Source organism: Fusobacterium perfoetens, assembly GCF_021531595.1.
Classification (GTDB): domain Bacteria; phylum Fusobacteriota; class Fusobacteriia; order Fusobacteriales; family Fusobacteriaceae; genus Fusobacterium_B.
Window position 1 is genome coordinate 89,664 of record NZ_JADYUD010000003.1, and the last position, 25,854, is coordinate 115,517.

The 25,854-nt window shown below is 27.6% G+C and carries 26 protein-coding genes; 8 read left to right on the forward strand and 18 right to left on the reverse strand.

The features are described from left to right. The 4 genes from hemW to rbr all read right to left on the reverse strand — a co-directional run bounded on the left by hemW (nt 1) and on the right by rbr (nt 4,457). Nucleotides 1-1,083 (reverse strand): radical SAM family heme chaperone HemW, encoded by a 1,083-nt coding sequence (hemW, locus tag I6E17_RS02540; protein WP_235235339.1) that lies wholly within the window; start codon nt 1,081-1,083, stop codon nt 1-3. A 93-nt stretch (nt 1,084-1,176) separates the two neighbouring features. Then, the gene (locus tag I6E17_RS02545; RefSeq protein WP_235235340.1) at nt 1,177-2,910 is read right to left on the reverse strand and encodes a phospho-sugar mutase; all 1,734 of its coding nucleotides are present in this window, start codon (nt 2,908-2,910) and stop codon (nt 1,177-1,179) included. Between the two features lie 145 nt (nt 2,911-3,055). Then, entirely contained in the window at nt 3,056-3,838 is a 783-nt protein-coding gene (zupT, locus tag I6E17_RS02550) for a zinc transporter ZupT (protein ID WP_235235341.1), read from the reverse strand. A gap of 82 nt (nt 3,839-3,920) precedes the next feature. Then, nucleotides 3,921-4,457, reverse strand: coding sequence for a rubrerythrin (gene rbr / locus I6E17_RS02555; RefSeq protein WP_235235342.1), 537 nt, complete (start codon nt 4,455-4,457; stop codon nt 3,921-3,923). Between the two features lie 261 nt (nt 4,458-4,718). On the opposite strand from rbr, the gene I6E17_RS02560 reads away from it, so the two are divergent. From I6E17_RS02560 to I6E17_RS02570, 3 genes are read left to right on the forward strand one after another with little or no spacing between them, the layout of a single operon-like run. Further along, on the forward strand, nt 4,719-5,057 hold the full coding sequence (locus tag I6E17_RS02560; RefSeq protein WP_235235344.1) for a YchJ family protein: 339 nt from the start codon (nt 4,719-4,721) through the stop codon (nt 5,055-5,057). Between the two features lie 16 nt (nt 5,058-5,073). Then, nucleotides 5,074-5,682, forward strand: coding sequence for a cyclase family protein (locus I6E17_RS02565; RefSeq protein WP_235235347.1), 609 nt, complete (start codon nt 5,074-5,076; stop codon nt 5,680-5,682). 22 nt (nt 5,683-5,704) lie between these two features. After that, nucleotides 5,705-6,265, forward strand: a complete 561-nt coding sequence (locus tag I6E17_RS02570; RefSeq protein ID WP_235235349.1) for a thymidine kinase — start codon at nt 5,705-5,707, stop codon at nt 6,263-6,265. A gap of 60 nt (nt 6,266-6,325) precedes the next feature. Here the strand turns inward: I6E17_RS02570 and I6E17_RS02575 are convergent, their stop codons facing one another. Next, complete coding sequence (locus I6E17_RS02575; protein ID WP_235235351.1) at nt 6,326-6,529, reverse strand: cold-shock protein; 204 nt, start codon at nt 6,527-6,529, stop codon at nt 6,326-6,328. Between the two features lie 171 nt (nt 6,530-6,700). Continuing rightward, nucleotides 6,701-7,021 (reverse strand): hypothetical protein, encoded by a 321-nt coding sequence (locus I6E17_RS02580; protein WP_235235353.1) that lies wholly within the window; start codon nt 7,019-7,021, stop codon nt 6,701-6,703. Between the two features lie 158 nt (nt 7,022-7,179). Here I6E17_RS02580 and I6E17_RS02585 point away from each other — a divergent pair, with 158 nt between their 5' ends. Then, a complete protein-coding gene (locus I6E17_RS02585) occupies nt 7,180-7,548 on the forward strand; it encodes a hypothetical protein (protein WP_235235355.1) in 369 nt (122 codons plus the stop codon). A gap of 64 nt (nt 7,549-7,612) precedes the next feature. On the opposite strand, the gene I6E17_RS02590 is transcribed toward I6E17_RS02585, so the two are convergent. The 3 genes from I6E17_RS02590 to I6E17_RS02600 form a co-directional block, all read right to left on the reverse strand. Beyond that, the gene (locus I6E17_RS02590) at nt 7,613-8,059 is read right to left on the reverse strand and encodes a hypothetical protein (RefSeq protein WP_235235357.1); all 447 of its coding nucleotides are present in this window, start codon (nt 8,057-8,059) and stop codon (nt 7,613-7,615) included. Nucleotides 8,060-8,315: 256 nt separating this feature from the next. Next, nucleotides 8,316-9,485: a dicarboxylate/amino acid:cation symporter gene (locus tag I6E17_RS02595; protein ID WP_235235359.1), complete on the reverse strand. Its 1,170-nt coding sequence runs from the start codon at nt 9,483-9,485 to the stop codon at nt 8,316-8,318. A gap of 139 nt (nt 9,486-9,624) precedes the next feature. Further along, on the reverse strand, nt 9,625-12,612 hold the full coding sequence (locus tag I6E17_RS02600) for a UvrD-helicase domain-containing protein (protein WP_235235361.1): 2,988 nt from the start codon (nt 12,610-12,612) through the stop codon (nt 9,625-9,627). A gap of 532 nt (nt 12,613-13,144) precedes the next feature. Between I6E17_RS02600 and I6E17_RS02605 the strand changes: the two genes are divergently transcribed. Continuing rightward, a complete protein-coding gene (locus I6E17_RS02605; RefSeq protein ID WP_235235363.1) occupies nt 13,145-15,181 on the forward strand; it encodes a hypothetical protein in 2,037 nt (678 codons plus the stop codon). 50 nt (nt 15,182-15,231) lie between these two features. Beyond that, nucleotides 15,232-16,158, forward strand: a complete 927-nt coding sequence (locus I6E17_RS02610) for a radical SAM protein (RefSeq protein WP_235235366.1) — start codon at nt 15,232-15,234, stop codon at nt 16,156-16,158. Nucleotides 16,159-16,480: 322 nt separating this feature from the next. Here the strand turns inward: I6E17_RS02610 and I6E17_RS02615 are convergent, their stop codons facing one another. From I6E17_RS02615 to I6E17_RS02625, 3 genes are all read right to left on the reverse strand, one after another. Further along, nucleotides 16,481-17,194 (reverse strand): pirin family protein, encoded by a 714-nt coding sequence (locus I6E17_RS02615; RefSeq protein ID WP_235235368.1) that lies wholly within the window; start codon nt 17,192-17,194, stop codon nt 16,481-16,483. A 125-nt stretch (nt 17,195-17,319) separates the two neighbouring features. Further along, the gene (gene ybaK, locus I6E17_RS02620; RefSeq protein WP_176829173.1) at nt 17,320-17,793 is read right to left on the reverse strand and encodes a Cys-tRNA(Pro) deacylase; all 474 of its coding nucleotides are present in this window, start codon (nt 17,791-17,793) and stop codon (nt 17,320-17,322) included. Between the two features lie 59 nt (nt 17,794-17,852). Next, on the reverse strand, nt 17,853-18,560 hold the full coding sequence (locus tag I6E17_RS02625) for a 2-phosphosulfolactate phosphatase (RefSeq protein WP_235235370.1): 708 nt from the start codon (nt 18,558-18,560) through the stop codon (nt 17,853-17,855). A gap of 163 nt (nt 18,561-18,723) precedes the next feature. Here I6E17_RS02625 and I6E17_RS02630 point away from each other — a divergent pair, with 163 nt between their 5' ends. Beyond that, nucleotides 18,724-19,077 carry a RidA family protein gene (locus I6E17_RS02630; protein WP_176829104.1) on the forward strand — a complete coding sequence of 118 codons (354 nt, stop codon included), beginning with the start codon at nt 18,724-18,726 and terminating at the stop codon, nt 19,075-19,077. 124 nt (nt 19,078-19,201) lie between these two features. Here I6E17_RS02630 and I6E17_RS02635 read toward each other — a convergent pair whose 3' ends face one another. The 6 genes from I6E17_RS02635 to I6E17_RS02660 form a co-directional block, all read right to left on the reverse strand. Next, complete coding sequence (locus I6E17_RS02635; protein ID WP_176829105.1) at nt 19,202-19,507, reverse strand: cell division protein SepF; 306 nt, start codon at nt 19,505-19,507, stop codon at nt 19,202-19,204. Nucleotides 19,508-19,577: 70 nt separating this feature from the next. Continuing rightward, nucleotides 19,578-20,522, reverse strand: coding sequence for a DHH family phosphoesterase (locus tag I6E17_RS02640; protein ID WP_235235372.1), 945 nt, complete (start codon nt 20,520-20,522; stop codon nt 19,578-19,580). Nucleotides 20,523-20,534: 12 nt separating this feature from the next. Then, the gene (gene hprK, locus I6E17_RS02645) at nt 20,535-22,478 is read right to left on the reverse strand and encodes an HPr(Ser) kinase/phosphatase (RefSeq protein ID WP_235235374.1); all 1,944 of its coding nucleotides are present in this window, start codon (nt 22,476-22,478) and stop codon (nt 20,535-20,537) included. 20 nt (nt 22,479-22,498) lie between these two features. Further along, a complete protein-coding gene (locus I6E17_RS02650; protein WP_235235376.1) occupies nt 22,499-22,696 on the reverse strand; it encodes a hypothetical protein in 198 nt (65 codons plus the stop codon). Between the two features lie 5 nt (nt 22,697-22,701). Next, nucleotides 22,702-23,931 carry a bifunctional folylpolyglutamate synthase/dihydrofolate synthase gene (locus tag I6E17_RS02655; RefSeq protein WP_235235378.1) on the reverse strand — a complete coding sequence of 410 codons (1,230 nt, stop codon included), beginning with the start codon at nt 23,929-23,931 and terminating at the stop codon, nt 22,702-22,704. Between the two features lie 14 nt (nt 23,932-23,945). Continuing rightward, on the reverse strand, nt 23,946-24,638 hold the full coding sequence (locus tag I6E17_RS02660; RefSeq protein WP_176829110.1) for a 5'-methylthioadenosine/adenosylhomocysteine nucleosidase: 693 nt from the start codon (nt 24,636-24,638) through the stop codon (nt 23,946-23,948). A 179-nt stretch (nt 24,639-24,817) separates the two neighbouring features. Between I6E17_RS02660 and I6E17_RS02665 the strand changes: the two genes are divergently transcribed. Further along, nucleotides 24,818-25,702, forward strand: a complete 885-nt coding sequence (locus tag I6E17_RS02665) for a lysophospholipid acyltransferase family protein (RefSeq protein ID WP_235235380.1) — start codon at nt 24,818-24,820, stop codon at nt 25,700-25,702. Nucleotides 25,703-25,854: the final 152 nt, after the last annotated feature.

Consider the following 25,854-nt stretch of genomic DNA (forward strand, 5'->3'; position numbering starts at 1 on the left):
TTATATAAGTTTTTCAAAAACATCATTAGCTAAGAAAATTCCTTTTTTAGTAAGAATATATCTTTCTAATTTTTTTTCAATAAAACCATCTTCTTCCAATTCTTTATAATTTTTCTTATATTTTTCTAAGGAAGAAGGGATAATACCTTCTTTTAAAAGACGAAGCCCTAAAATATGTCTATATTCCTCTTTCATATCTTCTGAAACTTCTTCTTTCTCTAAAATAGGTTTTTCCCCTACTAATATACTATCATAATAATCTGTAAATTTCATCTTGTTTTTATATCTTATTCCATCAATATATCCTGAAGCTCCCAATCCTATTCCAACATACTCATCATTTCTCCAATATTTTGAATTGTGCCTAGCTTCTTTTCCTTCTTTTGAAAAATTTGATATTTCATAATGGCTATACCCTGATTTTTCAGAATAATCTATTATCATTTCATACATTGAAGCTTCTAAGTCATTATCTGTCTCTTTATACTCACCTTTTTCAAGTTTTTCAAAAAATTTAGTATCAGGCTCCCAAATAAGAGAATAAATTGAAAAGTGCTCTGGATTTAAAGAAATCATTTTCTGTAAATCTTCTTTTACCTCTTCAAGAGTCTGATCAGGAAGAGAAAACATAAGATCAAGACTTATATTATCGTATCCTGCCTTTCTTGCCATTTTATATGCTTCTTCTCCCTCTTGTGAGTTATGAAGTCTTCCAAGTTTCTTTAAAAATTTTTCATTAAAACTTTGTATTCCCATACTAAGTCTGTTTATTCCAGCCTCTTTAAAACTTTTTAATTTTTCATAATCAACTGTTTTAGGATTTGCTTCAAGAGTAATTTCTGCCCCTTTATTTATACTTAATTTGGAAAGTATTTTCTTCACATCTTCAGGTTCTAAAAGAGAGGGAGTTCCTCCTCCAAAATACACTGTATCATAATTATATTTAGGATATAGCTCTATTTCTTTTACAAGAAAATCTACATATTTTTTTCTCTCTTCTTTTGTACTCTGAAAAGAAAGAAAGTCACAATAATCACATTTTTTTACACAAAAAGGAATGTGTATATATATTGCATCTGCCATTTTGCTCCTTTCAAAAAAACAAAGAGGAGCTGTAAGACTAAAAATAAAATTTTCAGCTGACAGCCCCTCTTTTATATTACTATTTTATATTTCTTATATTAATGAATCTACAAATTTTACAAAATTTTCTCCAAACTCTTTAAGAGCTTTATCAGCTTTTTCTTTTGTTTCTTCTTTTACATATAAGTAGTATTTAATTTTTGGTTCTGTTCCAGAAGGTCTTACTGTAACTTTAACATCTCCTTCAAGGATAAATTGAAGAACATCTGATTTAGGAAGATCAATAGTTTTTCTGTTACATCTTTCGTAATCAATTTCAACTTGTTTTTTGAAATCTTTAAGAATTAATACTTTTCTTCCTAATATTTCTGTAATTTCTTTTTCTCTAAGAACTTCCATTATTTTAGCAATTTGTTTTGCTCCATCCATTCCTGTTTTAGTTATAGAAATAGTTTCTTCTCCATACCATCCAAATCTGTCATAAATTTTATCAAGTTCAGCAGGTATTGATGTTCCTATGCTGTCATAATAAGCTGCTATTTCAGCAAGAAGAAGAGAAGCAACCACTGCGTCTTTATCTCTTACATGAGTTCCTTTTAAATATCCTATTGATTCTTCAAATCCAAATAAATATGTTCCATCAAGTTCTTTATTTTTAAACTGTTCTATTTTTTCTCCAATATATTTAAATCCTGTTAAAGTTCTCCAAACTTTTACTCCATAAGCTTTAGCAATATCATCTAAAATAGGAGTTGAAACTATTGTTGACACAACAGCTCCATTTTTTGGAAGATCTTTAGTCATTTTTAAAATATAATCCATAAAAATCATTCCAATTTGGTTTCCATTAGGATAGAACCATTCTCCATTTTCTCTCTTAAGAGCTAGTCCTGTTCTATCTGCATCAGGATCATTAGCTATACATACTTTTGCACCTATTTCATCAGCTAACTTTGTTGAAAGAGCAAATACTTTATGATCTTCAGGATTTGCATAAGGACAAGTTGGGAACATTCCATCTGGTTCTTCTTGCTCTTTTACAGTATATACATTTTCAAATCCCATTTCTTTTAAAATTCTTTGTACAGGTCTTCTTCCTGTTCCATGAAGAGGAGAATAAACTATTTTAAAATCTTTTTTTCCTGGAATATCTGTAATGATAGCTTCTTTTTTAACTTCTTCTATGAATCTATCGTCAACTTCTTTTCCTATTATTACAAGAAGTTCTTTAGCTTTTGCCTCTTCTTCTGTTATCATTTTTATATCTTCAAAATTTTCAACTTTATTTACTTCATTTACAATTCCTGAAGCTTGAGGTTCTACAATTTGTCCTCCAATATCCCAATAAACTTTGTATCCGTTGTATTCTTGAGGATTGTGAGAAGCTGTTACCATTACACCAGCTTGACATTTTAATTCTCTTACAGCAAATGAAAGCTCAGGAGTACTTCTTAATGATTCAAATAAATATGATTTTATTCCATTTCCTGCAAGTACAAGAGCTGTATTTATTGCATATTCTGTTGATCCAATTCTACAGTCGTAAGCTATTGCCACTCCTTTTTTCATTCCTTCTTCTCCAGAAGATGCTATTATATAATTAGCAAGTCCTTGAGTTGCTTTTCTTATCATATATTTATTAATTCTATTAGTTCCAACACCTCTTATTCCTCTCATTCCAGCTGTTCCAAAACTAATATTTGTATAAAATCTTTCTTCTATTTCTTTTTCGTTTCCTTCTATTGACTTAAGTTCTTCTCTGTCTGCCTCATCTATATAATCAGAGTTCATCCATAATTCATATGTCTTTCTTATTTTATCATCCATCACCAAACATCTCCTTTACATCAATATACAACACATATTAATATTTTACAAAACTTTTGTTAAAATAGCTAGATGTTTTTTAATTTTAATATGTTAAAACTTTTTTCTATTAAATTATTTAACTAAAACTTTTGAAATAAAAAATTTAAACTGCTCCAAATAACTTACTTAAAGGCATTAGAACTATTCCTGCAAATGTTGCAAATAATGCTTCCCTTCCATATCCATACTGTCTGCTTGAAGGAATAAGTTCCTCTATAGCAATATAGAGCATCACTCCTGAAATAACAGCAAAAATAATTCCTAAAGTTAATTCATTTATATATGGTTTAAGCACTAAAAATGCAAGAAGAGCCCCTATTGGTTCTGCTATTCCAGATAAAAATGTATATTTCAGAGCTTTCATTCTGTTTCCTGTAGCAAAATATATAGGCATAGCTACTGAAATTCCTTCTGGTATATTATGCATTGCTATTGCTGCTGCTATTGAAATTCCAAGAGCCATATTTTCATATCCTGCCATAAAAGTTGCTATCCCCTCAGGAAAATTATGAAGACCTATTGCCATTGTAGAAACAAAACCTACACGAAAAAGATTTTCATGTACTTTTCCATCACCGTTTTCTTCAGGTTCATGTGGAACGAATCTGTCTAAAAGTCCTGCTGTAATAACTCCTATAAGGAGAAAAAATACTTCTGATAAAATACCAAACTTATATCCTCCATAATTTGTTAAAAGTTCATTTGCATTTGGAAGAAGATCCATAAATGATACACTTATCATTACTCCTCCTGCAAATCCCAAAGATACTGTCACAAGTTTTTCACTTTTCTTTTTTGTAATAAAAATAATCAAAGCACCTAAAAGAGTTGACATCCCTGCTAAAAGAGAAAGTATCAAAGCTCTTGCTGCTGCATTCTCAAACATAAATCACTTCCTTTCAAAAAAGGCAGGGAAAGAAAAAATCTTTTCCCTGCCATAAAATATTTTTTATAATAATTTTGATAAATTAATAATTTGTAGCTCTTACTCTGAAGTAAGATTGAGGATGATCACACACAGGACATACTAAAGGAGCTTCTGTTCCAATGTGTAAATGACCACAGTTTCCACATTCCCATACAACTATATCAAGTTTTTTAAATACTTCTTTTGCTTCTATGTTTTCTAATAGTTTTTTGTATCTTTCTTCATGTTCTTTTTCAATGGCAGCTACTCCTTCCATTAAAATAGCTATTTTTTCAAATCCCTCTTCTCTTGCTTCTTTAGCAAAAGTTGCATACATGTCAGTCCATTCATAATTTTCACCAGCTGCAGCATCTTTTAAATTTTCAACAGTTGAAGGCATTCCATCATGTAAAAGTTTAAACCAAATCTTAGCATGTTCTTTCTCATTATTTGCAGTTGCTTCAAAAAGTTCACCTATTTGTACATATCCATCTTTTTTAGCTTTAGATGCATAATAATTATATTTTGTAAATGCTTGAGATTCACCTGCAAAGGCTGTTAAAAGATTTTTTTCTGTTTTTGTCCCTTTTAAATTCATAAATAATTCCTCCTATACTTTAAAATTAGCTGAATCATATATATAAATCTTAACACACTGACATTTTAAAGTCAATGGTTAAAATATAATTTTGTAATTATTACAAATAATGCTCCAGCATAAATTTTTATATTTTATATCTTACTCATATATTTATATTAGATGCTTTAAATTCTTTTTTTGTTTAATTTTTTTATTTTTTATTTAAATCATAATAAAAAATGATATAATAATATTTGAAATTTTATTTAAGGAGGATATATGGAAAATCCAAAAACAGCTCTTGAACTTATGAAAGCAAGATATAACGCCTATGTTAAAGGAGATATTGAATTTATTAAAAAAACTCATGATCCTAAAACTATAAAAGGAATAGACTGGAAAGAAGCAGAAGAATGGTCTAAAAATTCAAAATGGCTGGGACTTGAAATTCTTGATGTAGTAAAAGGAGAAACTTTTGACACTGAAGGAATTGTAGAATTTAAAGCAAAGTATTTTGATATTAAAGAAAATAAAGAATTTATCCATCATGAGAGAAGTTATTTTGTAAAAAAAGGAAGACATTGGTATTATAAAGGCTGGCTACCAGTTTTAAAATAAATTTCAAGGAGATATTATGAAAATTTATGATTTAACTCACAAAATAGAAAATGATATGACTGTTTATTCTGAAGAAGAAAAACCTCATATTAAATCTCTTTTTTCTTTTAAAATTCATGGGTTTAATGTCACATCTTTAAATATCTCTTCACATATAGGAACTCATATTGATGTTCCTTTGCATATGACAGAAAATGGAAAAAATATTTGTGATTTTCCAGTTGAAACTTTTTTTGGAAAAGGACTTTGTATCTCCTTTGAAGAACTTAAAAATTTTAATTTTGAAAATTTAAAAAATATAGATTATCTTCTTATTTATACAGGATGGGATAAATTTTGGAATAACAGTAGTTATTTTAAAAATTATCCAGTTATTTCAAAAGAAATAATTTTAAAAATCTTATCTTATAATTTAAAAGGAATTGGAATAGACTGTATATCTCCAGATTCTTATTCCTCAGAAGAAATGGAAAATCATAAACTTCTTTTAAAAAACAACAAAATTATTGTAGAAAATTTATGCTCTCTTAAAAATCTTTTAGGTAAGGATTTTTATTTTTCATGTATGCCGTTAAAAACAGAATCTGACGGCTGTCCTGTAAGAGCTGCTGCAATAATATTTTAAAAAATAATCAAGGAGGCATTAAATGTCAGGAAAAATAAATTTTTATTACGGTGTTGTAGGTTCAAGAAAATCATCTGAACTTTTACTGACTGCTCATAGAAATAAAAGTGTAGGAAAAAAAGTTGAAGTATTTCAACCTTATAAAAATAACAGAGACGGAAATGTAATATCAAGCAGAGCTATGGAATATACTATCCCTGCTGTTGTAGTTAAAGAAGATTTTGATTTTTATAAATACTGTATTGAAAATAAGTTTGATTTAATACTTATAGATGAATTTCAATTTCTTTCTAAAAATCATTGTGATCAATTAGTTCAGCTTATGATTGACACAGATATCAATATTTTTCTTTATGGGCTTATGAGTAATTTCAGAGGTGAACTTTTCCCTACAGTTGCATACATGCTGCCTTTTATTACTACTCTTAATGAAATAAAAACTGTTTGTGGACATTGTGGAAAAAGAAAAGCTACTATGAATGTTATGATTGGAGATATAGAAGCTGATAAAGATGGAATATCTATAGGAAATCACTTTAATGGTGTATGTGCTGTATGTTTTAAAGAACTTACTAAAAAATAAAAATTCTTTTATAAAAAAAGAGCTACATTTTATTGCAGCTCTTCTACATTTTTTTAATAACTATTTTACAACTACTACATTAGCAGCTTGAGGTCCTTTTTGTCCCTCTTTAACATCAAAAGTTACTTTTTCTCCTTCTTCTAAAGTTTTGAATCCTTCTTTTTGAATTTCAGAGAAGTGTACGAATAAATCTTTTCCTTCTTCAGAAGTGATGAATCCGAATCCTTTTTCAGCATTAAACCATTTTACTGTACCTTTGTTCATTTTGTTACCTCCATAAAATACTAATTGTTCACATAAATAAGAAATTTGTTTCAGTTAAACCTTTAAAAGTACTTTATTGAGATAAAATATACTTTAAAATAAACCAAGCAAAAACTTCCTAAATTTATATTACGACTTATTTTAGCATTTTTAAATCTTTCTGTCAAATTTTTATGCAGAATATTTTTCTTTCAGCTCATTTTTTATATTCTGAGACAATTCATCTGCATTTATAATATTTTTAAATCTTTCTTGAACAAGAGTTTCAAGGAGCATTACAAATTCCCTTTCTGATGTCATATTTGGCTTAAAACCATTTTTAAAAAGATCTTTTGCCAATTTATATATAAATTTTTGAACACTGTAAAGATCTGTTTTTACTACTTTACCACTTGCTATTTTTCTGTCACATGAATCAAGATTATTATTTTCTAAATAATTATAAGGGCTCTCTTTCAAATATCCCTCAATTTCTAAATCTGTTAAATACATAAAAATCACCTCTTGCCCTTAGTTTAAAAAATTCCTATTATATCATTTATTATAAAAAAAAACTGCTTTTTTGGCAAATTTTTCTTTAAAACCATTGACTTTAATTTTATTTATTATATACTATCATTAAGAAAAAGTCTCAATAGGAGGTACTACTTATGAAAAAAACTGTTTTATTTCTATTCCTGATACTATCTTCTATATCATATTCTGAATTTAAAATGAATTTTAAAGACAGAAGAGACGGTTTTAACGGTTTTCCTGTTTATACTTACACAACAGATGATTATGACAGGGACAGAGATCTTCCTGACCTTATAAAAAAAGCAAAAGAACTTAAAGAAAAAGAAAAAGTTGATGAAATAACTGTTCTTCTTGAAATGGAAGGTGTATACGGATATATTGACAGAGTAGATTTACAAGACGATAAATTTTATATTGATGTAGAAAGTGATGATGATTATGTGCAGCTTTTAGTTAATGAAGATAATTTTATCAAATATAAAAAAGCTGGACTTGTAAAATAACAAAAGAATCCCCTGTAAATAAATACAGGGGATTCTTTTACTATATAAATTAAAGATAGGTGGATTAGTCTATTTCTATTCTTCCGAAACTTCCTCTATCAACTTTTTCCATTTCTTCAATAAGATTACAACCAAGTTTTAAATTATCATACATTTCTTTGCTGTCAAATTTTTCTGATAAAAAAAGCCAATTATTATTTATTGGGCTGTTCCATTGATCGTAAATAATATCGGCATATACAACTTCTTCTTCTTTTGTCTCATCTATTATATTTACAGCTCCTAAAATATTATCTTTCAGTTTCATTATTTTAAACAACAGCTCTGCCTGCTCCTCATTCTCTTCATACTTACCAGTATCAAGTGCCCAGATTGAATCTGTTTCTTTGCTTACAATAATATCCTGAAAATCTCCTTTCATATTACAAAAAGCAGTTGTTCCTGCTAAAAAAATAAAAATAGCAGTTAAAATTTTTCTTTCTTTGTTTAAAAATTCTCCTACTTCCTTCATCAATATTTCCTCCATAAATTAATATAAAGATTATTGTAGATTTCTACAAAAAACTTAAATCTAAAATTATTTTACGGAATTTTACTACATATAATAAAAAAATTAACTAAATTTTAATTTTTTTATTTTACGAAGTAAAATTTCATATATGAATAGCATAACATATTTTTAAAGAAATGTCTATATCCCTCTTCAATAAAAAAAGCTGATACAAAAAGTACCAGCTTTCTTATTATATTTAATTTTAATCTACGACTTATTTACTTACTTCGTTTTTGAAAAGTCCGTTTAAAATCATTGTTAAAGCTCCGTCACCAGTTACATTACATGCAGTACCGAAACTGTCTTGAAGAGCAAATATTGTAAGCATAAGTCCTACACCTGCTTCATCAAATCCAAGTACAGAAATGATAATTCCAAGAGATGCCATTACTGTTCCTCCAGGAACTCCAGGTGCTCCAACAGCAAATATTCCAAGAAGAATTATAAATAACAACATTGTTCCAAATGATGGTAATTGACCATATAATATTTTAGAAACAGTCATTACAAAGAATACTTCTGTAAGAACTGATCCACAAAGGTGAACTGTTGCTCCTAATGGAACTCCAAAGTTTACAATATCTTCTTTAAGTACTGGAGATTTTCTAGCACAAGATAATGCAATTGGAAGAGTTGCTGCAGATGACATTGTTCCTACAGCTGTTAAGTAAGCTGGTCCATAGTATCTTAAAACATCCATTGGGTTACATTTGTTTACTATACCACCGATACTGTAAAGAATTGCAAGCCAAATATAGTGTCCTATTAAAACGATTACTATAACTTTTAAGAATACAGGGAATTGTTTTAAAATTACACCTTCATAAGATAAAGTTGCAAATGTAGTAGCAACGAATAAAGGAAGAATAGGAATTACTATTCTTGTAACTATTGCAAGCATTATATTTCCAAATTCAACAAGTACATTTTCAAAGTTTTTAGAATTAGTCCATACAACTGCAAGTCCAACAAATATAGCTAGTACAAGAGCTGACATAACTGACATTGTTGGAGGAATTTCAACTTTGAATATTAATTCTGGAATAACTTTTTTTGCTTCATCAGCTGCTGAAGTTATATTAAGCATAGGAATTAAAGAATATCCTGCTATCATTGACATAATTGCTGCCCCTACAGAAGAAAAATATGCCAATCCAATCATAACTCCAAGCATCTTACTTGCATTAGATTTCATTTGTGTTATTGCTGGAGCAATAAACCCTAGAATGATTAGTGGGATTGTAAAAGATATTACTTGTCCCAATAAGAATTTAACAGTATTTACTAATCCGATTACATTTTCATTACAATATAATCCAACTAGTAGACCAACTATTACCCCTAATATTAGTTTTAATATTAGAGAATCTTTTAGTTTTGCCATAAAAACTACCTCCTAAAAAATTTAAAATAAAATAATCATTAAAATCCACTTAAACAATGATACTCTTTTTTTGGAAAAAAATCAATAGATTTTTTAAAAAAAGTGTTTATTTTTTATTTTATTTTGTTCTTTTTCAGATCTATTTTGTATTTTTTTCTACTGCTCTTTTATAAATTTTTTCCATAAGAGATATTTTTCTTAATTCTTTTTCATTGGAAATAAAAGCCTCTTTCATTTCTTCCAAAATATTAAGAATATTTTCTCCTTGCTTATTTAGCTTATCAGGTTTATCCATTCTTTCTATAAAAAATTTAAAATATTTTACCCGTCTCTCTCTTGCTTTTTTAAAGTCTACAGTTTCTCCATTGGTATCTGTATGATTTATATCTGCACCATGTTCAAGAAGAAATTCTACTGAAGGCATATCTTCAAAAATACCTGCATAAAAAAGAGGTGTTTCTTTTCTGCTTGATTCAGAGTTAACATCTGCACCTTTTTTATAAAGAAATTTAAGCCAGCCTATTTTATCTTGTAAAATCATTTGTGTTAAATGAATATAGTGCCCTGTAACACTTCCAAGATTTATCTTTTCGTGTATATTTAACCCTAAACTTAGAAGCATTTCAGCTGTCTCTTTTGGCTTATCATTAATCATTATATTCATAAGAGGAGTCTTTCCTTGCCTGTCTGCTGTATTTATATCTTTTTTTCCTATATAATTTTCAACAATCTGAATTCTTTCATCTCTTTTATCTATATCATTAAATTTTTCTTTTAGAAATTCTCTTCTTGCTCTTATTACTCCTTCTGTATTTGAAGCTTTTTTATAAAAATTTATGGCAAGATCATATTTTTTTATATAAAAATATGAATCTCCAACAATAGTAAATTCTCTTCTGTTTAAAAACATAGGAATTATTTTATTAATTTCTTTTACACTATAAAGCCCTTTATTTATCCCTTCTGATATTTTTCTTTTTATTTCAAAGTATTTATAAGAAAGGGCAAAGCTCTCAAGATATTTAAGTGCTTTTATATAGTTTTCTTTTTCAATGATGTTATCTATTATAAGCTTTTCAAAATAAATACGGCTTTTCTTAAAGTTTCCTTTTTCTATTTTTTCAATAGCTGTTTTGTAATCTCCGTTTTCTATATCAATTTCTGTTTCTTTTTCTGCAATCCAAGTTGGATAATCTCCCTGCTCAAAAGCATACTGTGCTTCATCAAATTTTTCTAATTTATATAATTTTATTCCTTCTGAAATCCATTCTTCCTTTGAAGAAAAAGAATTATTTTTTATTATTTTATCTTTATTTACTTCTTTTTCTTCTTTGATGTTCATAAAAGATTTTATATTTTTCAGAAGCTCATTTGCTTCTGAAACTTCTTCCATAATTATTAGATTTTTCCTTGCTCTTGTTATTCCCACATAAAAAAGGTTAAAATATTTTCTATATCTTTGATCCTGTTTAACATTTCCTGAAAGAATTTTTTTCCATGCCCATAAATTTTTTGAAATTAAATTACAGCATATAACATCTCTGTATTCAAGACCTTTTATTTCTTCTACAGTAAAAATTCTATGCTTTATACCTGAAGCTTCTGAGAATTTTTTTCTCTCATCATCATCTGATACAATTATTGCTGCATTAACATCTTTTTGAAAATTTTCAGCAAAAGAAAAATCTGTTTTTGAGAAAATTATATTCCCTTCATCCAAAACAGCTCCTTCTTTATAATCGTCCATTCCCAGATTCCCTATATATTTTTTTCTTAAGTCAGTAAGATAATTTGCAAGCTTTACAATTTCCTTTGAACTTCTATAATTTTTTACAAGAGTTGAAAGAGAATATCTCATATTATTTTTATAATAAAGGTTTTTTAATCTGTCAAAACTAAAAGAATTAAAATTTACCATTTGATGAATATCCCCTGCAAAAATAATATTTTCAGGAGTTTTTACAAGGTTTGATAAAAAATAAATTTCTGTTTCTGTCAAATCCTGAACTTCATCTACAAGTATAAAATCAAATTTTTCCTGAATTTTAGTTCCTGCTGCAGCTAAATCATTAACATCATATAAATTATTTTCTTTTTTCCATTCTTCATATTTTAAGGCAATCTTATATATTTCTTCTTTCTGACTGCTGCTTAATACACTGTATTTCTTGCTGAGATTTTTATATTCCTCTAAAGATATAAGAGGATTTAAAATATCTTTTTCCCAGTTATCAGCTCCTCCTTTTCCCATAATTCCTTTTATAATTCCTATGATTTCAAAATATATATTTGAATCTTCTACTTTAAGTTTTTTACGGTTCGGATATGAAAAACTTAAGAATTCCATAAATTTTCTAAAATCTATAATTTTTCTTGTATCTATTCCTAGTTCCTTCCTGTAAAATTCTTTTAAAGTATAAAAAGAAGAGAGAGCTTTTTTATTTTTATCTCTGAAAAAATAATATTGCTCTTCAAGATTATCTTTAAGATAGCTGTTTCCTGTAAAATATCCTACTTTTTTAAATCCATAGACATCATTATGTTCTTCTATATTTAAAATTTTTCTAAGTGTTATAGTGCTTTTTCCACTTCCTGCACTTCCTATTACAAAAAGAGGAGAAGGAGATATTATTGTTTCATATTGTTCGTCATTTAAATAATAATAAAAATATTTATTATCCCTGTTAAAAATAAAAAAATTATCATTTTTTATTTCATAAGTTATAACATTGTTATAATTTAAAAAGACACTCTTATCAATTTCTTCAATTGGTGATGGCTCAAAATCATCTTTAAAAATTTCAAAATCTTTTACTGACTGAATTTCAGCTCTTTTTGAATTTTTTACTCCACGGTCGTGAGAAGAATACAAGAGAAATGTGATTTTTTCTTCTTCATCTCCTCTTTTAGAAAAAGAGAAAAAAATTCTATCCCCATTATTTACCCTGAATTCAAAACGATTCTTTACTCCAGCAAGCTTTTTTATCCAAAATCCTTTTGGAATTTCTTTTATGTTTTTAGAATTTTTTTCAATTTCTTCATAAAAATATTTTAAGTTCCCAGAAACTATATCTATTTTTTCTTTTGGAATAGATTTAAAGAAATTATCTCTAATTAAAAATTTCATTCTATCTCCTTTTCTATATAAAAGCTAATAAATTTATAACAAAAATTCGCATTTATATTGTATATTTTATCTACAAGAGAAATGTGAAAAATTATACAATTTTAATACATCCCATAATACATGAGTAAATAGAATTTTCTACAAGAGAAATACATCCTACAATACATGAGAAAAGAGAAGAGTTATACTATATAAAAGAGAATAAAAAAAATAAAAAATATTTTTATAATTATTTTTATTATAAAGTATTAAGATAAAATTTTTCATATTTTTTCTTCCCATAAACAATATAAAACATTAATAAACAAATAAAGAACATACTAACAATATCTTTATTGTTTTTTTGTCAGTTTTTTTTATTTATAATCTCTCTTGTATTTTTTGTAAGAATAAGATAAAATCATATTAGAAAATTCATCTCATCTCTTGTATAAAATGTTATACAAAAATATATATTTTATTATAATATTAAATTAAAAAAATATAAAGCACATTTTATACAAGATACATAAGATTTTTCTCAGGAGGATTAATGAATAAAAAGAATGAAATATTCGCTGTTCCTAAAAATGAAGTAATAGATACAGGACCTAGTGAGATAGTTGAAAAATTTCTTGATGTTTCAGAAGTAGAAAATGAAAAACAACACAGTTTAGTCAGAATAGATATCAATGTTATTGAATATCCCTTATTTACTAAAAATCCAAGAAGAAAAAAAAATCAAATTATAAGATATTTCTTTAACAGAGATAAAGAAGCTTATATTCAAGTTAATCCAACTTCAGGAGATTTTATTCCTGGGGAATTTGAAGAAAGAGTTTTTATTGCTATTTTAAAAATAATGAGGGATAAAAAATATAACAATGAATTTTATACTAAACCTTCAGAAATTTTATATAACATGGGAATTCCTCAGACTTCATATAAAAGTTTTTATAAAAAAATAACTTTAGCACTTCAGAGATTATCCCAAACAAGTTATACTTTTAAAAATTCTCTTTATTCTAATAAAATGAAGGGGATAATTGACGATAAAATCAATACAAATATAATGAATATAAGAATTATAACTTTAAATCAAGCTGAAAAAGATGAGATGGAATACTTTCAAGATAAGAGAACAAAAGAAGTTATAAAAATATCTATTTCAAATTATTTTTATGATAACATTATAAGAAAAGGTTACTTAGTTTATGATTCTCAGCTTCTTTTAAATATGGATAGTCCTATAACAAGGGCTCTTTATATGCTTGTAAATAAATTAAGATTTAATAAATTTCACTTGAGAGTTTTAGCTCTTAGTCTTATAAAAAAAATACCTTTAAGTGATGATGCAAAATCTTTGGGAAGAAGTATAAAATCTTTAGAAAAAAGCTGTAAGCAGCTTAAAGAAATGGATCTTATTTCAGATTATAATGTGATTAAACAAGGAAAACTTGTTCAAACTGAAATAGAGTTTTTCTTTGAAGAAAAACATAATGCTATAAAGCAAAGTTTCTTTTATGATGATAAAAATCATTTTGATAACCTTCTTATTACTTACACAGATAAAGGTGAAGAGGGTGAAATTATAACAGAAAGTGAAGAAGCACTTAAAGAAATTCAGCATGAAAGAGAAAATATAACTCCAACAGAAGAAAAAATTAATATAATTTTTGAAAAACTTCCTCCAAGAGCAAAAGAATTAAAAACAATGCCAGGAACAATAAAAGATGCAATCCGTCAATATGGTTTTGAATATGTTAAATATACAGCTGAATATATGAGTAAAAATAAAGTAACAAAAATAAGAAGTTATTTTATACAAGCTTTAGAAAAAGGCTGGGCAGAAAACTTTATGACAATAGAAAAAAGTAAATCTCAGAAAAAGAAAGAGCAGCAGCTTACATTTAATACAATAGAAATGCAGAATACAGAAAAAGATAAGGCTGATGAAGAAATAAAATCTAGGAAAACAGAACTTTATAATACTTATTATAAGAATTTAAGTGAAGCAGAACAAGAAGAAGTTACAAAAAAAGTTTTTGATGATTATATAAAAATGTCAGGAACAGCAGTTGCAGGTCCTGCACAAAAAATAGCTTTCCAAAGAGCAAAGGAAAGTTTAATAAAAGAATATTTATACAAGACAGATGCAGAAAAAATAAAAGATAAAAAATCAACACCAGAAAAAGAGATGAAAGAAATCCATATGGGAACTCTTATTTTTGGAGAAGATTTTAATAAAGAAAAGGAAAATGAAATATCTGGAAGCAGTGTTGAAGATATTTATAAAGATATAGAAGATATAACATTTACAGAAGAAAAAGAAGAAGGTACTTCTGAAAAGAAAATAAAAAAATCTGATATAATATGTGATATTAAAAAAGTTTATAATGAAATTTCATTGTTTCAAATGGAGCTTCTTGATTTCCTTGAACTTTTAGATACAATAGAACAAGAAACTCAAGATAAAATAGTAAGAATAGTAGGAATTTCAAAACATTTTGAAGCAACAGTAGGTGGATATTATATGAAAATAGAATATGTAAAAGATAAAGAAAGCAGTATAAAAATTATAAAAAAATAATTCTGCATTACTCTTGTATATTTTATGCAGAATTAATTTGGGAGGCTGAAATGGAAGAAATGAAGTATGTTTTTGGACCTGTTCCCTCAAGAAGATTGGGAAACTCTTTGGGAATAAGTCCTATACCGAGAAAAGTGTGCAATTATTCATGTATTTACTGTCAGCTTGGAAGAACTGATAAAATGACAGGAGAAAGAAAGGAATTTTTTAAAAAGGAAGATATTTTAAAAGAATTTAAAGAATATCTAAAAGACTCAAATAAATTTGATGTAATAACAATTGTAGGAGAGGGAGAGCCTACTTTATATTTAAAATTAGGAGAGCTTATAAAAGATGTAAAAAAACTTACTTCTAAACCAGTTGCTGTTATAACAAATGGTGCACTTCTCCATGATAAAAATGTGAGAAAAGAACTTTGTGAAGCTGACATTGTTCTTCCTTCAATTGATGGATATGATGAAGAAACATCAAAGATAATAGACAGACCTTTAGGAACAATAAAATTTGATGAAGAGCTTCAAGGGCTTATAGAATTTTCTAAAGAATATACAGGGCAGTTATGGCTTGAAATAATGCTTGTAGAAGGAATTAACAGCGATAAAAATTCTATAGAAGCTTTTAAAGAAATATTAAAAAAAATAAATTATGACAGAGTATATATCAATACTCCAGTAAGACCACCTGCAGAAGATTATGTTAAAAGTGTAGGAAAAGAAACAATAGAGTATGCAGTTAAAGAACTGGGAGGAATTTCAATAGATATGTTAAGCTCAGGAAATTTCTTCAGCGAAATATCTGATAATTATGAAGCAGTCCTAAGTATTATAAGAAGACACCCTATGAATCAGTTTGAAGTTGAAAGCTTTATAAATTCAAGAGACATAAAAAATACAAAAGAAATTTTTGAAAGACTTAAAGAAGACAGTAAAGTAAATGTAATAGATTATAAGGGAATAAAAACTTATAGATTAAAATAGAATTTAAAAAAAATAAGTTTATAAACAGAAAAAGCCGTCCTTTTCTTTATTAAGAAAGTCGGCTTTTTCTGTTTTTTAAAGTTTAGGGTAGGAACTCTAAGACCGTCATCACCATAAGTCTTAAAGCAGAAATTAATCTTGACTAAATAATATCATAAAATATTTTGCTTGTCAAACAATTTTTTTTATTTTTTTAATAAAGAATTAAAAAAAATTATATTTTTATTATAAGTAAAAATATATAAATAATTTATTTAAATATAAAATTTTTTATGATTTATATTTTTATCAAAAGCTTTTCCTTCAGATAAAAACATAAATATTATTTTAAATCCATTCTTTCTTTCATTTCAACGATGAGAATATGAGATTTATTTAAAGCCATTATATCAAGAGACTCTCCTATTGCCTGAAGTCCATCTTTTTCTTTTGTTACATATCTGTTATTTATAAGAGAAGCTCCTTCTGCCTGAATAAGATATGCCTGTCTTTTTTCCTTAATTTCAAAGTGAAGATTTTTATTTTTTTCTATCTCTGCAGCAAAAATATTTATATCTTGATTTATTTTAACAGGGGCATTTCCATTTTTTTCTGATGCTATATGGAAAAATTTATTTACTCTTTCTTCCCATTTAAATTTAAAATTTTTATAGTCAGCTTTTTTTCCAATAACATTCGGAAGAATCATAAGTTGTATAAATCTTAAATCTTCATCAGAATTATTATATTCAGAATGAGAAATTCCTGTTCCTGCACTCATATACTGGACTTCTCCTTTTTCAAGAACAGCTTTTTTTCCAGTACTGTCTTTATGTGAAAGCTTTCCTTTTATTACATAGGATAAGATTTCTATATCAATGTGAGGATGTTCATCAAATCCTTTTCCTGGGGATATTACATCATCATTTACAACTCTTAAAACTCCAAAATTAATATTTTTTTCATTATAATATTCGGCAAAAGAAAAGTGAAAATTACTTTTTAGCCAGCCTAAATTTGATTTCCACATATTTTCTGATGGTATTTGTTTAATCATTTCATCTCCTTTTTGTTGTTATACATTATTTTACATTAAGAAAGTAAAAAGAATTTTATATAAAAATTCTCATTACTCTTGTATAAATTTTAATATAATATACAAGGGTAATGAGAATAAAAAAACTAGAAAACTATAATATCTCCTGTTTTCATTTTTAAATAATCAATGAGATCTTTAGGATTTATTTCTATCTGAAGTCCTCTCATTCCTCCACTAATAAGTATTGAGTCAAATTTTAAAGCAGATTCATGGATAAAAGATTCATGTTTTTTTCTTATTCCTACAGGAGAGCATCCTCCTCTTACATACCCTGTATATTTAGTTAATTCCTTTAAAGGGAGCATTTCAACTCTTTTTGTTCCAGCAAGTTTTGCAAGTTTTTTTAAATCAATGCTGTCTCCTCCAGGAATACATGCAATTATAAGTTCATTTTTTTCATTTAAGAGAGAAAGAGTTTTAAATATTCTGTCAAGGTCTGTATTTGTAACAAGAGCCACATGAACAGCACTTAAATCGCTTTCATCAACCTCATATTCTTTTGTGCTATAAGGTATTTTATGCTGATCAAGTTCTCTTACAGCATTTGTTTTTTTTATCATAAAAAGTCCTCCATAAAATTTAAAATAAAAATATACAATAGTAATGCGAAAAAAATTTATTTTATTGAAACATACCCATTTTCATATTCAGGGACAGAAGAATATTTATTTAAAGTAAAGATATGTTCCATATCTTTTTCAAATCCTAAAGCTAAAAGACGGGAATAATGAGTGCTTCCTTTAAGAATATCTTTTATATTGTCGTGAGATTCTGATATTCTTACAAGAGCAAGAAGTTTATCACTTAAAGAAATATCAATATGTTTTTCCAGTTCCTTTATAATAAGTCCTGCACATAAAGCATCATCAAGAGAAAATTCCCCATTTGTTCCAGCACAGATAATGGTGCAGTCTTTTCCATATTCAATAATTTTTTCAGCAGCACTTTTAACATTTAAGAAAGAACAAATAATGATTTTTTCAGCAAAAATAGAATTTTCTATAGCTTTTGTTCCATTAGTTGTGCTCATATAAATATCTTTTCCAAAAACTTTTTCTTTAGTAAACTCAAGAGGGGAATTTCCTAAATCAAATCCTTGTATTTTAAGAGCATTTCTTTCTCCACATTTGATTACATTTTTTAGATTTCTGCATTTCTCTTGTATAGTTTCTATATCTTTAAAAGGAAATATTCTTTTTGCTCCATTTTCAAGAGCTGTAATCATAACAGATGTAGCACGAAGAACATCAATGACAACACATATTTTTCCTTGTGTTTTAGATTGTGATACTTCATCAGCTGTAAAAATTATATTTACTTTCATTTCTGCCTCCATGAGATAGGATAATATTGTATTAATTGAATTATACCACAAATAGCAAAATATTAAAAAATTTTTCGCATTTCTCTTGTATAAAATAGGGTTGTGTTTTTACTAAAAAATATGTTATCTTATAGTTACATATTAAAATCAGGAGGAAAAAATAATGATAAAAAGACATAATCTTGGAACAAGATACAGTGAAGCTGTAATTTATAATGGAGTAGCTTATCTTTGTGGGCAATGCTGTCATGAAGGTGATGAAGGAAAAAAAGATGTTAAGGTTCAAACAAAAGAAACACTTGAAAATATTGATAGAGTTCTTTCAGAAATAGGTTCAGATAAATCTAAAGTTCTTATGGCTACAATTTATTTAAAAGATATAAGCTATTATGATGAAATGAATGAAGTATGGGATTCATGGATAGCAGAGGGACATTATCCTGCAAGAGCATGTGTTGAAGCTGCACTTGCTGAAAGAGACCTTCTTGTTGAAATAGTTGTTACAGCAGCAGTCTAGAAAATTTTCAAGTATTCCATAGTAATGTGAATAAAATATATTTTTATAAAAAATATATTAAAAAAATATACAAGACTAATGAGAATAAAAATAATAAAAGAATCAGGGGCTTATACCCCTGATTCTATTTATATATTGGAATTATTTCCTCTTCTTCATCGTATCTTTGACTTACTTTTGATTTATCTACATAATCCATGTAATATTCTTTTGTTTTTGGAATTGTACAGAAAACTTTTTCTCCAGGATTAATTATTTTACCTTCCTGAATAAAAATAGCTCCACTTAAAAAATCAAGAATTCTTTGTTGTAAATCTGCTTCAAGACCGAAAAGATTTACATGAACAATCTTATCTTTTTTTATATATTCTATGCATTTCATACAATCTTCAAATCTTGTGGGTTTAAAAAATACTATATCGTAATCCATAAAATGCCCTCCTTGAATTATTCTTATTAAATTTTAATATTATTTTTTGTTTTTTTCAAGAAAATTATTTTTATATTTTTTCAGAAATTTTTTCTATTATTTCTTTTTCAGAAAGGTTTGTTGTAAAGCCAGCAGCTCTTTTATGACCTCCCCCTCCAAAAATAGATGCTATTTCATTAACATCTATCATATTTTTACTTCTCATGCTTCCTTTTATTTTTCCATTTTCAATTTCTCTTAAAAATACAGAAACATCACAGTCTTTATACTCAAGAAGGTTTTCAACTATTCCGTCTGTTTCACCTTTTTTAATATTTTCTTTTTGTATAAAATCATTTTTTAAAGTGAAATAAACTAATTTTTTTTCAGGTATTATTGTCATTTCAGTAAGAGCTTTTCCTAAAGCTTTCATTGCTCCAAGAGATTTATTTTTATAGACAGCATCAGAAATTTTTGTTCTGTCTATTCCTTTATCAATAAGTTCTCCTCCAACATAAAAAGTTTCTTTTGTTGTACTTTCATATTTAAAGTTTCCTGTATCTGTGATAACTCCTGTATATATAGCCTCAGCTGTTTTTTTATCTATAGAAATATTAAGCATATCTCTTAAGATGAAAAATATTATTTCACTTGTAGAAGAAGCTTCTTTTACAATATTAATATCTCCAAAATTAGGATTGCTTACATGATGGTGATCAATATTTACAAGAAAAGCATTTTTTCTAAGAGAAGCAGTTTTTCCTATTCTTTCAAATGTAGCAGAATCTACTGTGATAAAAAGATCAGGAGAAAGATTTTCCATCTCTTCAGAAAATTTTTCAATAAGCTCTGAGCCTTCAAGAAATTTCATATTGTCAGGAATTTCATCTTCCAGTATAAATCTTATATCTTTATCTTTATATTGGTTTTTAAGAGCAAGAAAAAGTGATAATCCACTTCCTACAGCATCTCCATCAGGATTTACATGGGAAGTAATAATTATACTTTTGCTCTCTTCTATTTTTTTTAAAAACATATTCACTCCTTTTTAAAAGTCATCAGAGAATATTTCTCTTTTTTCTTCTTCAGTCATTCTTGACAGTCCGTCGTTATAAGCATGTTCAGCATTATGTCCAAGTCTTTTTGCCATAAGGTTCATAACAACTATTTCAACCATGGCTGCAGCATTTCTACCAGATGACATATAAAGTTCAGCTTTATAAACTTCCTTATCAAGTATGACAGCTTTACTACTCATATAGTTTATGGAAGTAAGATAATTTTCAGTTGTCTGCTCTTTAATTTCTATTACAGCATCAAGTCTTTTCTTTATTCTTACAGCTCCAAGTCCATAAAGAGTTTTTATATCTATAATTCCAAGCCCTCTTATTTCCATAAAGTATGGAAGGTTTGCAGCTCTTCCTACTATATCTCCATTTGTACGCTTTTTAAATTTAACCATATCGTCAGCAATAAGTCTGTGTCCTCTGTGAATAAGTTCAAGTGCAGTTTCACTTTTTCCTATTCCACTTTTTCCAGTCAGAAGGACTCCAAATCCATACATTTCAACAAAAACTCCATGCATAGAAACAGAAGGAGCAAAGTGCTGTTCAAGATATGTATTAAGTTTTGCTATTATAAGGGAAGGAATTTCCTCTTCAGATTTAAGTAAAACTTTTCCTGTTTTTTCAACAAGTTCTATTATATATTTTGGAACTTCCATTTTACCACAGATGATAATAGCAGGGAATTTATAACTGAAAAACTTTTCTAAATTTCTGATTCTTGTTTCTTTATCAAGACTGTTTAAATATTTAACTTCAACTATTGTAAAAATTTGAAGTCCATTATTTTCATAAGGTGCTTCATCTAAGTCAAAGTATCCTGAAAGAGCAAGGGCAGGTCTATGAATACTTGTGTCTTTCAGAAATCTTTCATCAGCTATTTCTTCTCCAATTAATATTTCAAGTCTGTTTTCTTCTGCAAACATTTTTACAGAAAGGCTGTCTTCACCCACGGCTTCTCCACGCTCCCTTCTTTCTTTGTTCTTTTCAATAAGTTTTTTAGATTCTTCCATAAAGTATCGTGCAGAGTTTACACCCATAGCTTTAAGTCTGTAGTTTATAGCTGCAGTCTCAATAATTACAGCAAGATTTCTCCCTTTTCTTGCAGGAAGAGTAATTTTTGGAAGCTTATATCCTAAAATATCTTCACGGATATCATCTATTCCCAGTCTGTCATAAAATTTTTTTTCCTGCCATATTTCAAGTTCAATTATCATATCAACTTTTTTTACAGGTCTTGTGGATTTTATTCCAAAATAGTTTGTAATATTAATATTTTCTTCTCCCTGCATTTCAAGGAAATAATCTTTTTCAGGGACAAGTTCTGCCTTGCTGTTCATTCCAGAAAGTCCACTTTCTGTTTCTTTTAAATTAAGCCTTGCATCTGTTATAAATTTATGACCTCTCTCAAGAAGTTCTACAGTAGCTCCTATTTTAAGTTCATCAGGGCCTCTTAAAAGAATTCCTATTCCATATACCTCAAGGAAAATATGCTCATCAAGCATTCCTTCTCTTCCAAGAGCATTTTTAAGATAGAAATTAAGTTCTCTTATAAACTTTGTTGCCCTCATATTACATTTTAAAATTACTTTTTTCTTTTCTTTTGCTACCTCAAGAAGAAGCTTGTGATCTGCCACCTGAGAACTTAAAACCATAGCAGGAAAAGGATAAGAAAAATATTTTTCAAGAATCTTTCTTTTTTCTGTAGGACATATTCTTGAAAGATAACGGCTTTCCCTTGCTCCCATCACATGAATAGCAGTTTTAAGTTCAAGTGCATCTTTAGAGAAAAAACCTGTAAGCTCATATCCTGATCTATATATTTCATTTTTATGGAGAGCCTGTTCCAAATCTCCGTCAGCAAGGACTTCAAGATTAAAATGCTTTATAATTTGTTTAAGAGTTACTCTTTTTTCATTAAGTTCCATCTATAACCCTCCTGTTTTTGTTATTTTGCTTCTTTGTAAAAGTCTTCTTTTCTGGAGTGGTAATTTTCATCTATATCTTTAAGGATAAGTTCTTTTCTGCTTTCTTTTTCATCTTTTAAGGCAACAGCTTCTTTAAAGAAACCGTATTCTTTATATAAAAGAGCACTGCCTGCAGCAAGAATTAATAAAATATAAAATATTTTTAACACTTTTTTCATAATATTTATATTTCCTTTTTAAATTTTTCACATGTATAGAAAGAACCACAGACAACTATTATTCTTCTATTAAGTTCTTTTGCTTCTTCATAGGCTTTTTTAATATTATCTTCAACAGTGAAAATAGATTTATTATCAGTATATTCAATAAGCTGTTCTCCTGAAAGTCCTCTTGGATTTCCTGAAAGGGAAGTAAGTATTATTTTATTGCTTAATGTACTGCATACTTCAAGCATTTCCTTAACTTTTTTATCTTTTAATATGGAAACAATTAAAACTATTTCATCAGGTGTATATTCCTGGATAAGAATTTTTTTCAGGTTATTTATTCCATCTATATTATGTGCCCCTTCTAAAACTGTAAGAGGTTTTTCAGAAAATCTTTCAAATCTGCATTGCCATATAACTTTTTTAACAGCTTTTTTTATAATTTCATCACTTATATTTAAAGCTTTCAGAGCCTCATAAGCACATAAAAAGTTTTTTACTTGATAATCTCCAAAAAGAGATAAAGAGTATGTGTCTTCTCCTATTTTAATTTCAGTTATAAAGTTTTTAAAATCAAGTTTATACTCTATATTTTTATACTTATCAGCTGTATTTATTATATTTTGTTTTTTTGTATATATAGCCTTTAAAAATTCTTCGTTGTCATCTCCTGCTATAACAACACTTTTATCTTTTATGATTCCTGCTTTTTCAAGTGCTATATCATATATATTTTTTCCAAGATATTCTGTATGATCAAGGGAAACATTTGTTATTATACATACATCTCCATCTGCAACATTTGTAGCATCATATCTTCCTCCCATTCCAACTTCAAGAACGGCATACTGAACTTTTTTTTCAGCAAAATAAAGGAACATCATAGCAGTTGTCATTTCAAAAAATGTAGGTGTTATACCTAGATTTTCCACAGCTTCTTTTACCTTTGCATAAGATAATGCAATATCTTCATCTGTTATATCTTTTCCATTTGCTCTTATTCTTTCATTAAATTTTAAAATATGAGGTGAAGTATATTTTCCTACACTATAACCTGCTTCAAGAAGAACAGTTTCAACTATTGTAGATGTAGAACCTTTTCCATTTGTTCCTGTTATATGAATAATCTTATATTTTTTTTCAGGATTTCCAAGATAATCACATATTTTTTTAATATTTTCAAGTCCTAGTTTTATTCCAAAAAGAGAATATGAATACAGTTCTTCTAGGAGTTTGTTAATTTCCATAGTAAGTCCATCTCCTATTTTAAATTTTTTAACATTTCATCAACTAATGTGATAGAGTTTTCAGCAGCTATTTTCATAAATGTTGAATAATCTGTATGTGCTTCAGAATTTGCTTTGTCAGACATAGTTCTTACAACAACAAAAGGTATATCAAAAATTTGACATACATGACCTACAGCAGCTCCTTCCATTTCAGCACAGTCTCCGTTAAATTCTTTTTTAAGAAAAGCTATTTTTTCAGGAGAAGCAATAAACTGATCTCCACTTAAAATTCTTCCTACAATAACTTTTCCTTTAAGTTTTTTTCCAGCTTTTACAGCTAAATCAATAAGTCCTCCATCAGCTTCAAAAACAGATTTTTCCATTCTTGGTATAACACCAAGTTTTTCTCCGAAAGCAGTAACATCAACATCATGCTGAATTAAATCTTTTGATATTACAACATCTCCAAGGTCAAGTTCATCATTTATTCCTCCAGCAACCCCTGTAAAGATTATAGCTTCTACATCAAATGCTTCTATCATAAGAGTAGCTCCTATAGCAGCATTTACTTTTCCTATTCCTGTTTCTAAAAGTACAATATCTTTATCGTGCATAACTCCTGTATAAAAAGTAAGGTTTCCTATTTTTTCTTCATCAATGTTTTCAAGAAGTTTTTTAAGCCCTTGCACTTCTTCAGACATTGCTCCTATTATTCCAATTCTCATATTTATTTCCTCCTGATTATTCTTATCTTTTGTTCAATGTATCATTATTAAAGTATACCATATTTTTAACTTTGGCTCACTTAATTTTATATTTTTTGTATTTCTGTATAGTCATATATCTGATTTTTATGATATAATTTAATGTATGATAAGTTGTATATTTTAAAAGTGGAGGAAAAATGAAAAAATTAATATATAAACTCCAGTATGGAATTTTCAGGGCATTCAGAGGATTTCTTTTAATGCTTCCTGAAAAAGCTCGTTTTTCTGTGGGAGAAAAAGTTGCAGTTTTAGGATACTGGCTTATAAAATCAAGAAGAATAACAACTCTTGCAAATCTTGAACTTGCTTTTCCTGAAAAATCAGAAAAAGAAAGAAAGAGAATAGCAGTTCAGTCATATAAAACTATGGGAAAAGCATTTCTAGGAACTATATGGCTGGAAGAATATATGAAAAATGATGATAATTTCCGTATTCATGGAATGGAAATTGTTGAAAGAGAGTGTTTAAAAGGCCCTGTTGTTTTTGCTACAATGCATTTTGGAAATATGGAATCTATGCTTAAATTTTCAGAAAAATATCCTTTTGTCACTGTTGCAAAAAAACAAAGAAACCCATATCTTAATAAGTATATTTCTGAAAACAGAAAACATCTTAATATCACTCTTTTAGAGAAAAGTAAAAAAACAAGCAGAGAGCTTTTTGAATATGCTGAAGAGGGAAAAAATATTGCACTTTTTTCAGATCATAGAGACAAAGGAACTACTGTTGAATTTTTCGGAGCAGAAACAGTATCTCCTACAGGTGCAGCAACTCTTGCATTAAGATATGACAGACCTCTTATTCTTGGTTACTGTACTTTTAACAGGGATAACACAACAAGTGTGCATTTTAAAAAGATAGATGTTATAAATGATAAAGATAAATCTTTTAAAGAAAATGTCCATCTTACTACTCAAAAACTTATTTCAATTATGGAAGATATTATTACATGTTACCCTGAACAATGGATGTGGCTTCACGATAGATGGAAACTTTATAAAGTAGTCTCTAAGAAAAAATAAAATATTAGTTGAAAAAGGGAGCAGTAAAACTGCTCTCTTTTTAAGTTTTATTTTTTAGAAATTTATAAGTTATAACTGATAAAAAAATAGATAAGGTTTATGAGATTTTTTTATCAAAAAAACAAAACTCAGCCCCAGTGTATAAAACACCA

What these genes read in the sequence shown, in the direction of transcription:
- hemW (WP_235235339.1), bottom strand. Translation starts at nt 1,083, where the DNA reads ATGGCAGATGCAATATATATACACATTCCTTTTTGTGTAAAAAAATGT.
- I6E17_RS02545 (WP_235235340.1), bottom strand. Translation starts at nt 2,910, where the DNA reads ATGGATGATAAAATAAGAAAGACATATGAATTATGGATGAACTCTGAT.
- zupT (WP_235235341.1), bottom strand. Translation starts at nt 3,838, where the DNA reads ATGTTTGAGAATGCAGCAGCAAGAGCTTTGATACTTTCTCTTTTAGCA.
- rbr (WP_235235342.1), bottom strand. Translation starts at nt 4,457, where the DNA reads ATGAATTTAAAAGGGACAAAAACAGAAAAAAATCTTTTAACAGCCTTT.
- I6E17_RS02560 (WP_235235344.1), top strand. Translation starts at nt 4,719, where the DNA reads ATGGAAAATCCAAAAACAGCTCTTGAACTTATGAAAGCAAGATATAAC.
- I6E17_RS02565 (WP_235235347.1), top strand. Translation starts at nt 5,074, where the DNA reads ATGAAAATTTATGATTTAACTCACAAAATAGAAAATGATATGACTGTT.
- I6E17_RS02570 (WP_235235349.1), top strand. Translation starts at nt 5,705, where the DNA reads ATGTCAGGAAAAATAAATTTTTATTACGGTGTTGTAGGTTCAAGAAAA.
- I6E17_RS02575 (WP_235235351.1), bottom strand. Translation starts at nt 6,529, where the DNA reads ATGAACAAAGGTACAGTAAAATGGTTTAATGCTGAAAAAGGATTCGGA.
- I6E17_RS02580 (WP_235235353.1), bottom strand. Translation starts at nt 7,021, where the DNA reads ATGTATTTAACAGATTTAGAAATTGAGGGATATTTGAAAGAGAGCCCT.
- I6E17_RS02585 (WP_235235355.1), top strand. Translation starts at nt 7,180, where the DNA reads ATGAAAAAAACTGTTTTATTTCTATTCCTGATACTATCTTCTATATCA.
- I6E17_RS02590 (WP_235235357.1), bottom strand. Translation starts at nt 8,059, where the DNA reads ATGAAGGAAGTAGGAGAATTTTTAAACAAAGAAAGAAAAATTTTAACT.
- I6E17_RS02595 (WP_235235359.1), bottom strand. Translation starts at nt 9,485, where the DNA reads ATGGCAAAACTAAAAGATTCTCTAATATTAAAACTAATATTAGGGGTA.
- I6E17_RS02600 (WP_235235361.1), bottom strand. Translation starts at nt 12,612, where the DNA reads ATGAAATTTTTAATTAGAGATAATTTCTTTAAATCTATTCCAAAAGAA.
- I6E17_RS02605 (WP_235235363.1), top strand. Translation starts at nt 13,145, where the DNA reads ATGAATAAAAAGAATGAAATATTCGCTGTTCCTAAAAATGAAGTAATA.
- I6E17_RS02610 (WP_235235366.1), top strand. Translation starts at nt 15,232, where the DNA reads ATGGAAGAAATGAAGTATGTTTTTGGACCTGTTCCCTCAAGAAGATTG.
- I6E17_RS02615 (WP_235235368.1), bottom strand. Translation starts at nt 17,194, where the DNA reads ATGATTAAACAAATACCATCAGAAAATATGTGGAAATCAAATTTAGGC.
- I6E17_RS02625 (WP_235235370.1), bottom strand. Translation starts at nt 18,560, where the DNA reads ATGAAAGTAAATATAATTTTTACAGCTGATGAAGTATCACAATCTAAA.
- I6E17_RS02630 (WP_176829104.1), top strand. Translation starts at nt 18,724, where the DNA reads ATGATAAAAAGACATAATCTTGGAACAAGATACAGTGAAGCTGTAATT.
- I6E17_RS02635 (WP_176829105.1), bottom strand. Translation starts at nt 19,507, where the DNA reads ATGGATTACGATATAGTATTTTTTAAACCCACAAGATTTGAAGATTGT.
- I6E17_RS02640 (WP_235235372.1), bottom strand. Translation starts at nt 20,522, where the DNA reads ATGTTTTTAAAAAAAATAGAAGAGAGCAAAAGTATAATTATTACTTCC.
- hprK (WP_235235374.1), bottom strand. Translation starts at nt 22,478, where the DNA reads ATGGAACTTAATGAAAAAAGAGTAACTCTTAAACAAATTATAAAGCAT.
- I6E17_RS02650 (WP_235235376.1), bottom strand. Translation starts at nt 22,696, where the DNA reads ATGAAAAAAGTGTTAAAAATATTTTATATTTTATTAATTCTTGCTGCA.
- I6E17_RS02655 (WP_235235378.1), bottom strand. Translation starts at nt 23,931, where the DNA reads ATGGAAATTAACAAACTCCTAGAAGAACTGTATTCATATTCTCTTTTT.
- I6E17_RS02660 (WP_176829110.1), bottom strand. Translation starts at nt 24,638, where the DNA reads ATGAGAATTGGAATAATAGGAGCAATGTCTGAAGAAGTGCAAGGGCTT.
- I6E17_RS02665 (WP_235235380.1), top strand. Translation starts at nt 24,818, where the DNA reads ATGAAAAAATTAATATATAAACTCCAGTATGGAATTTTCAGGGCATTC.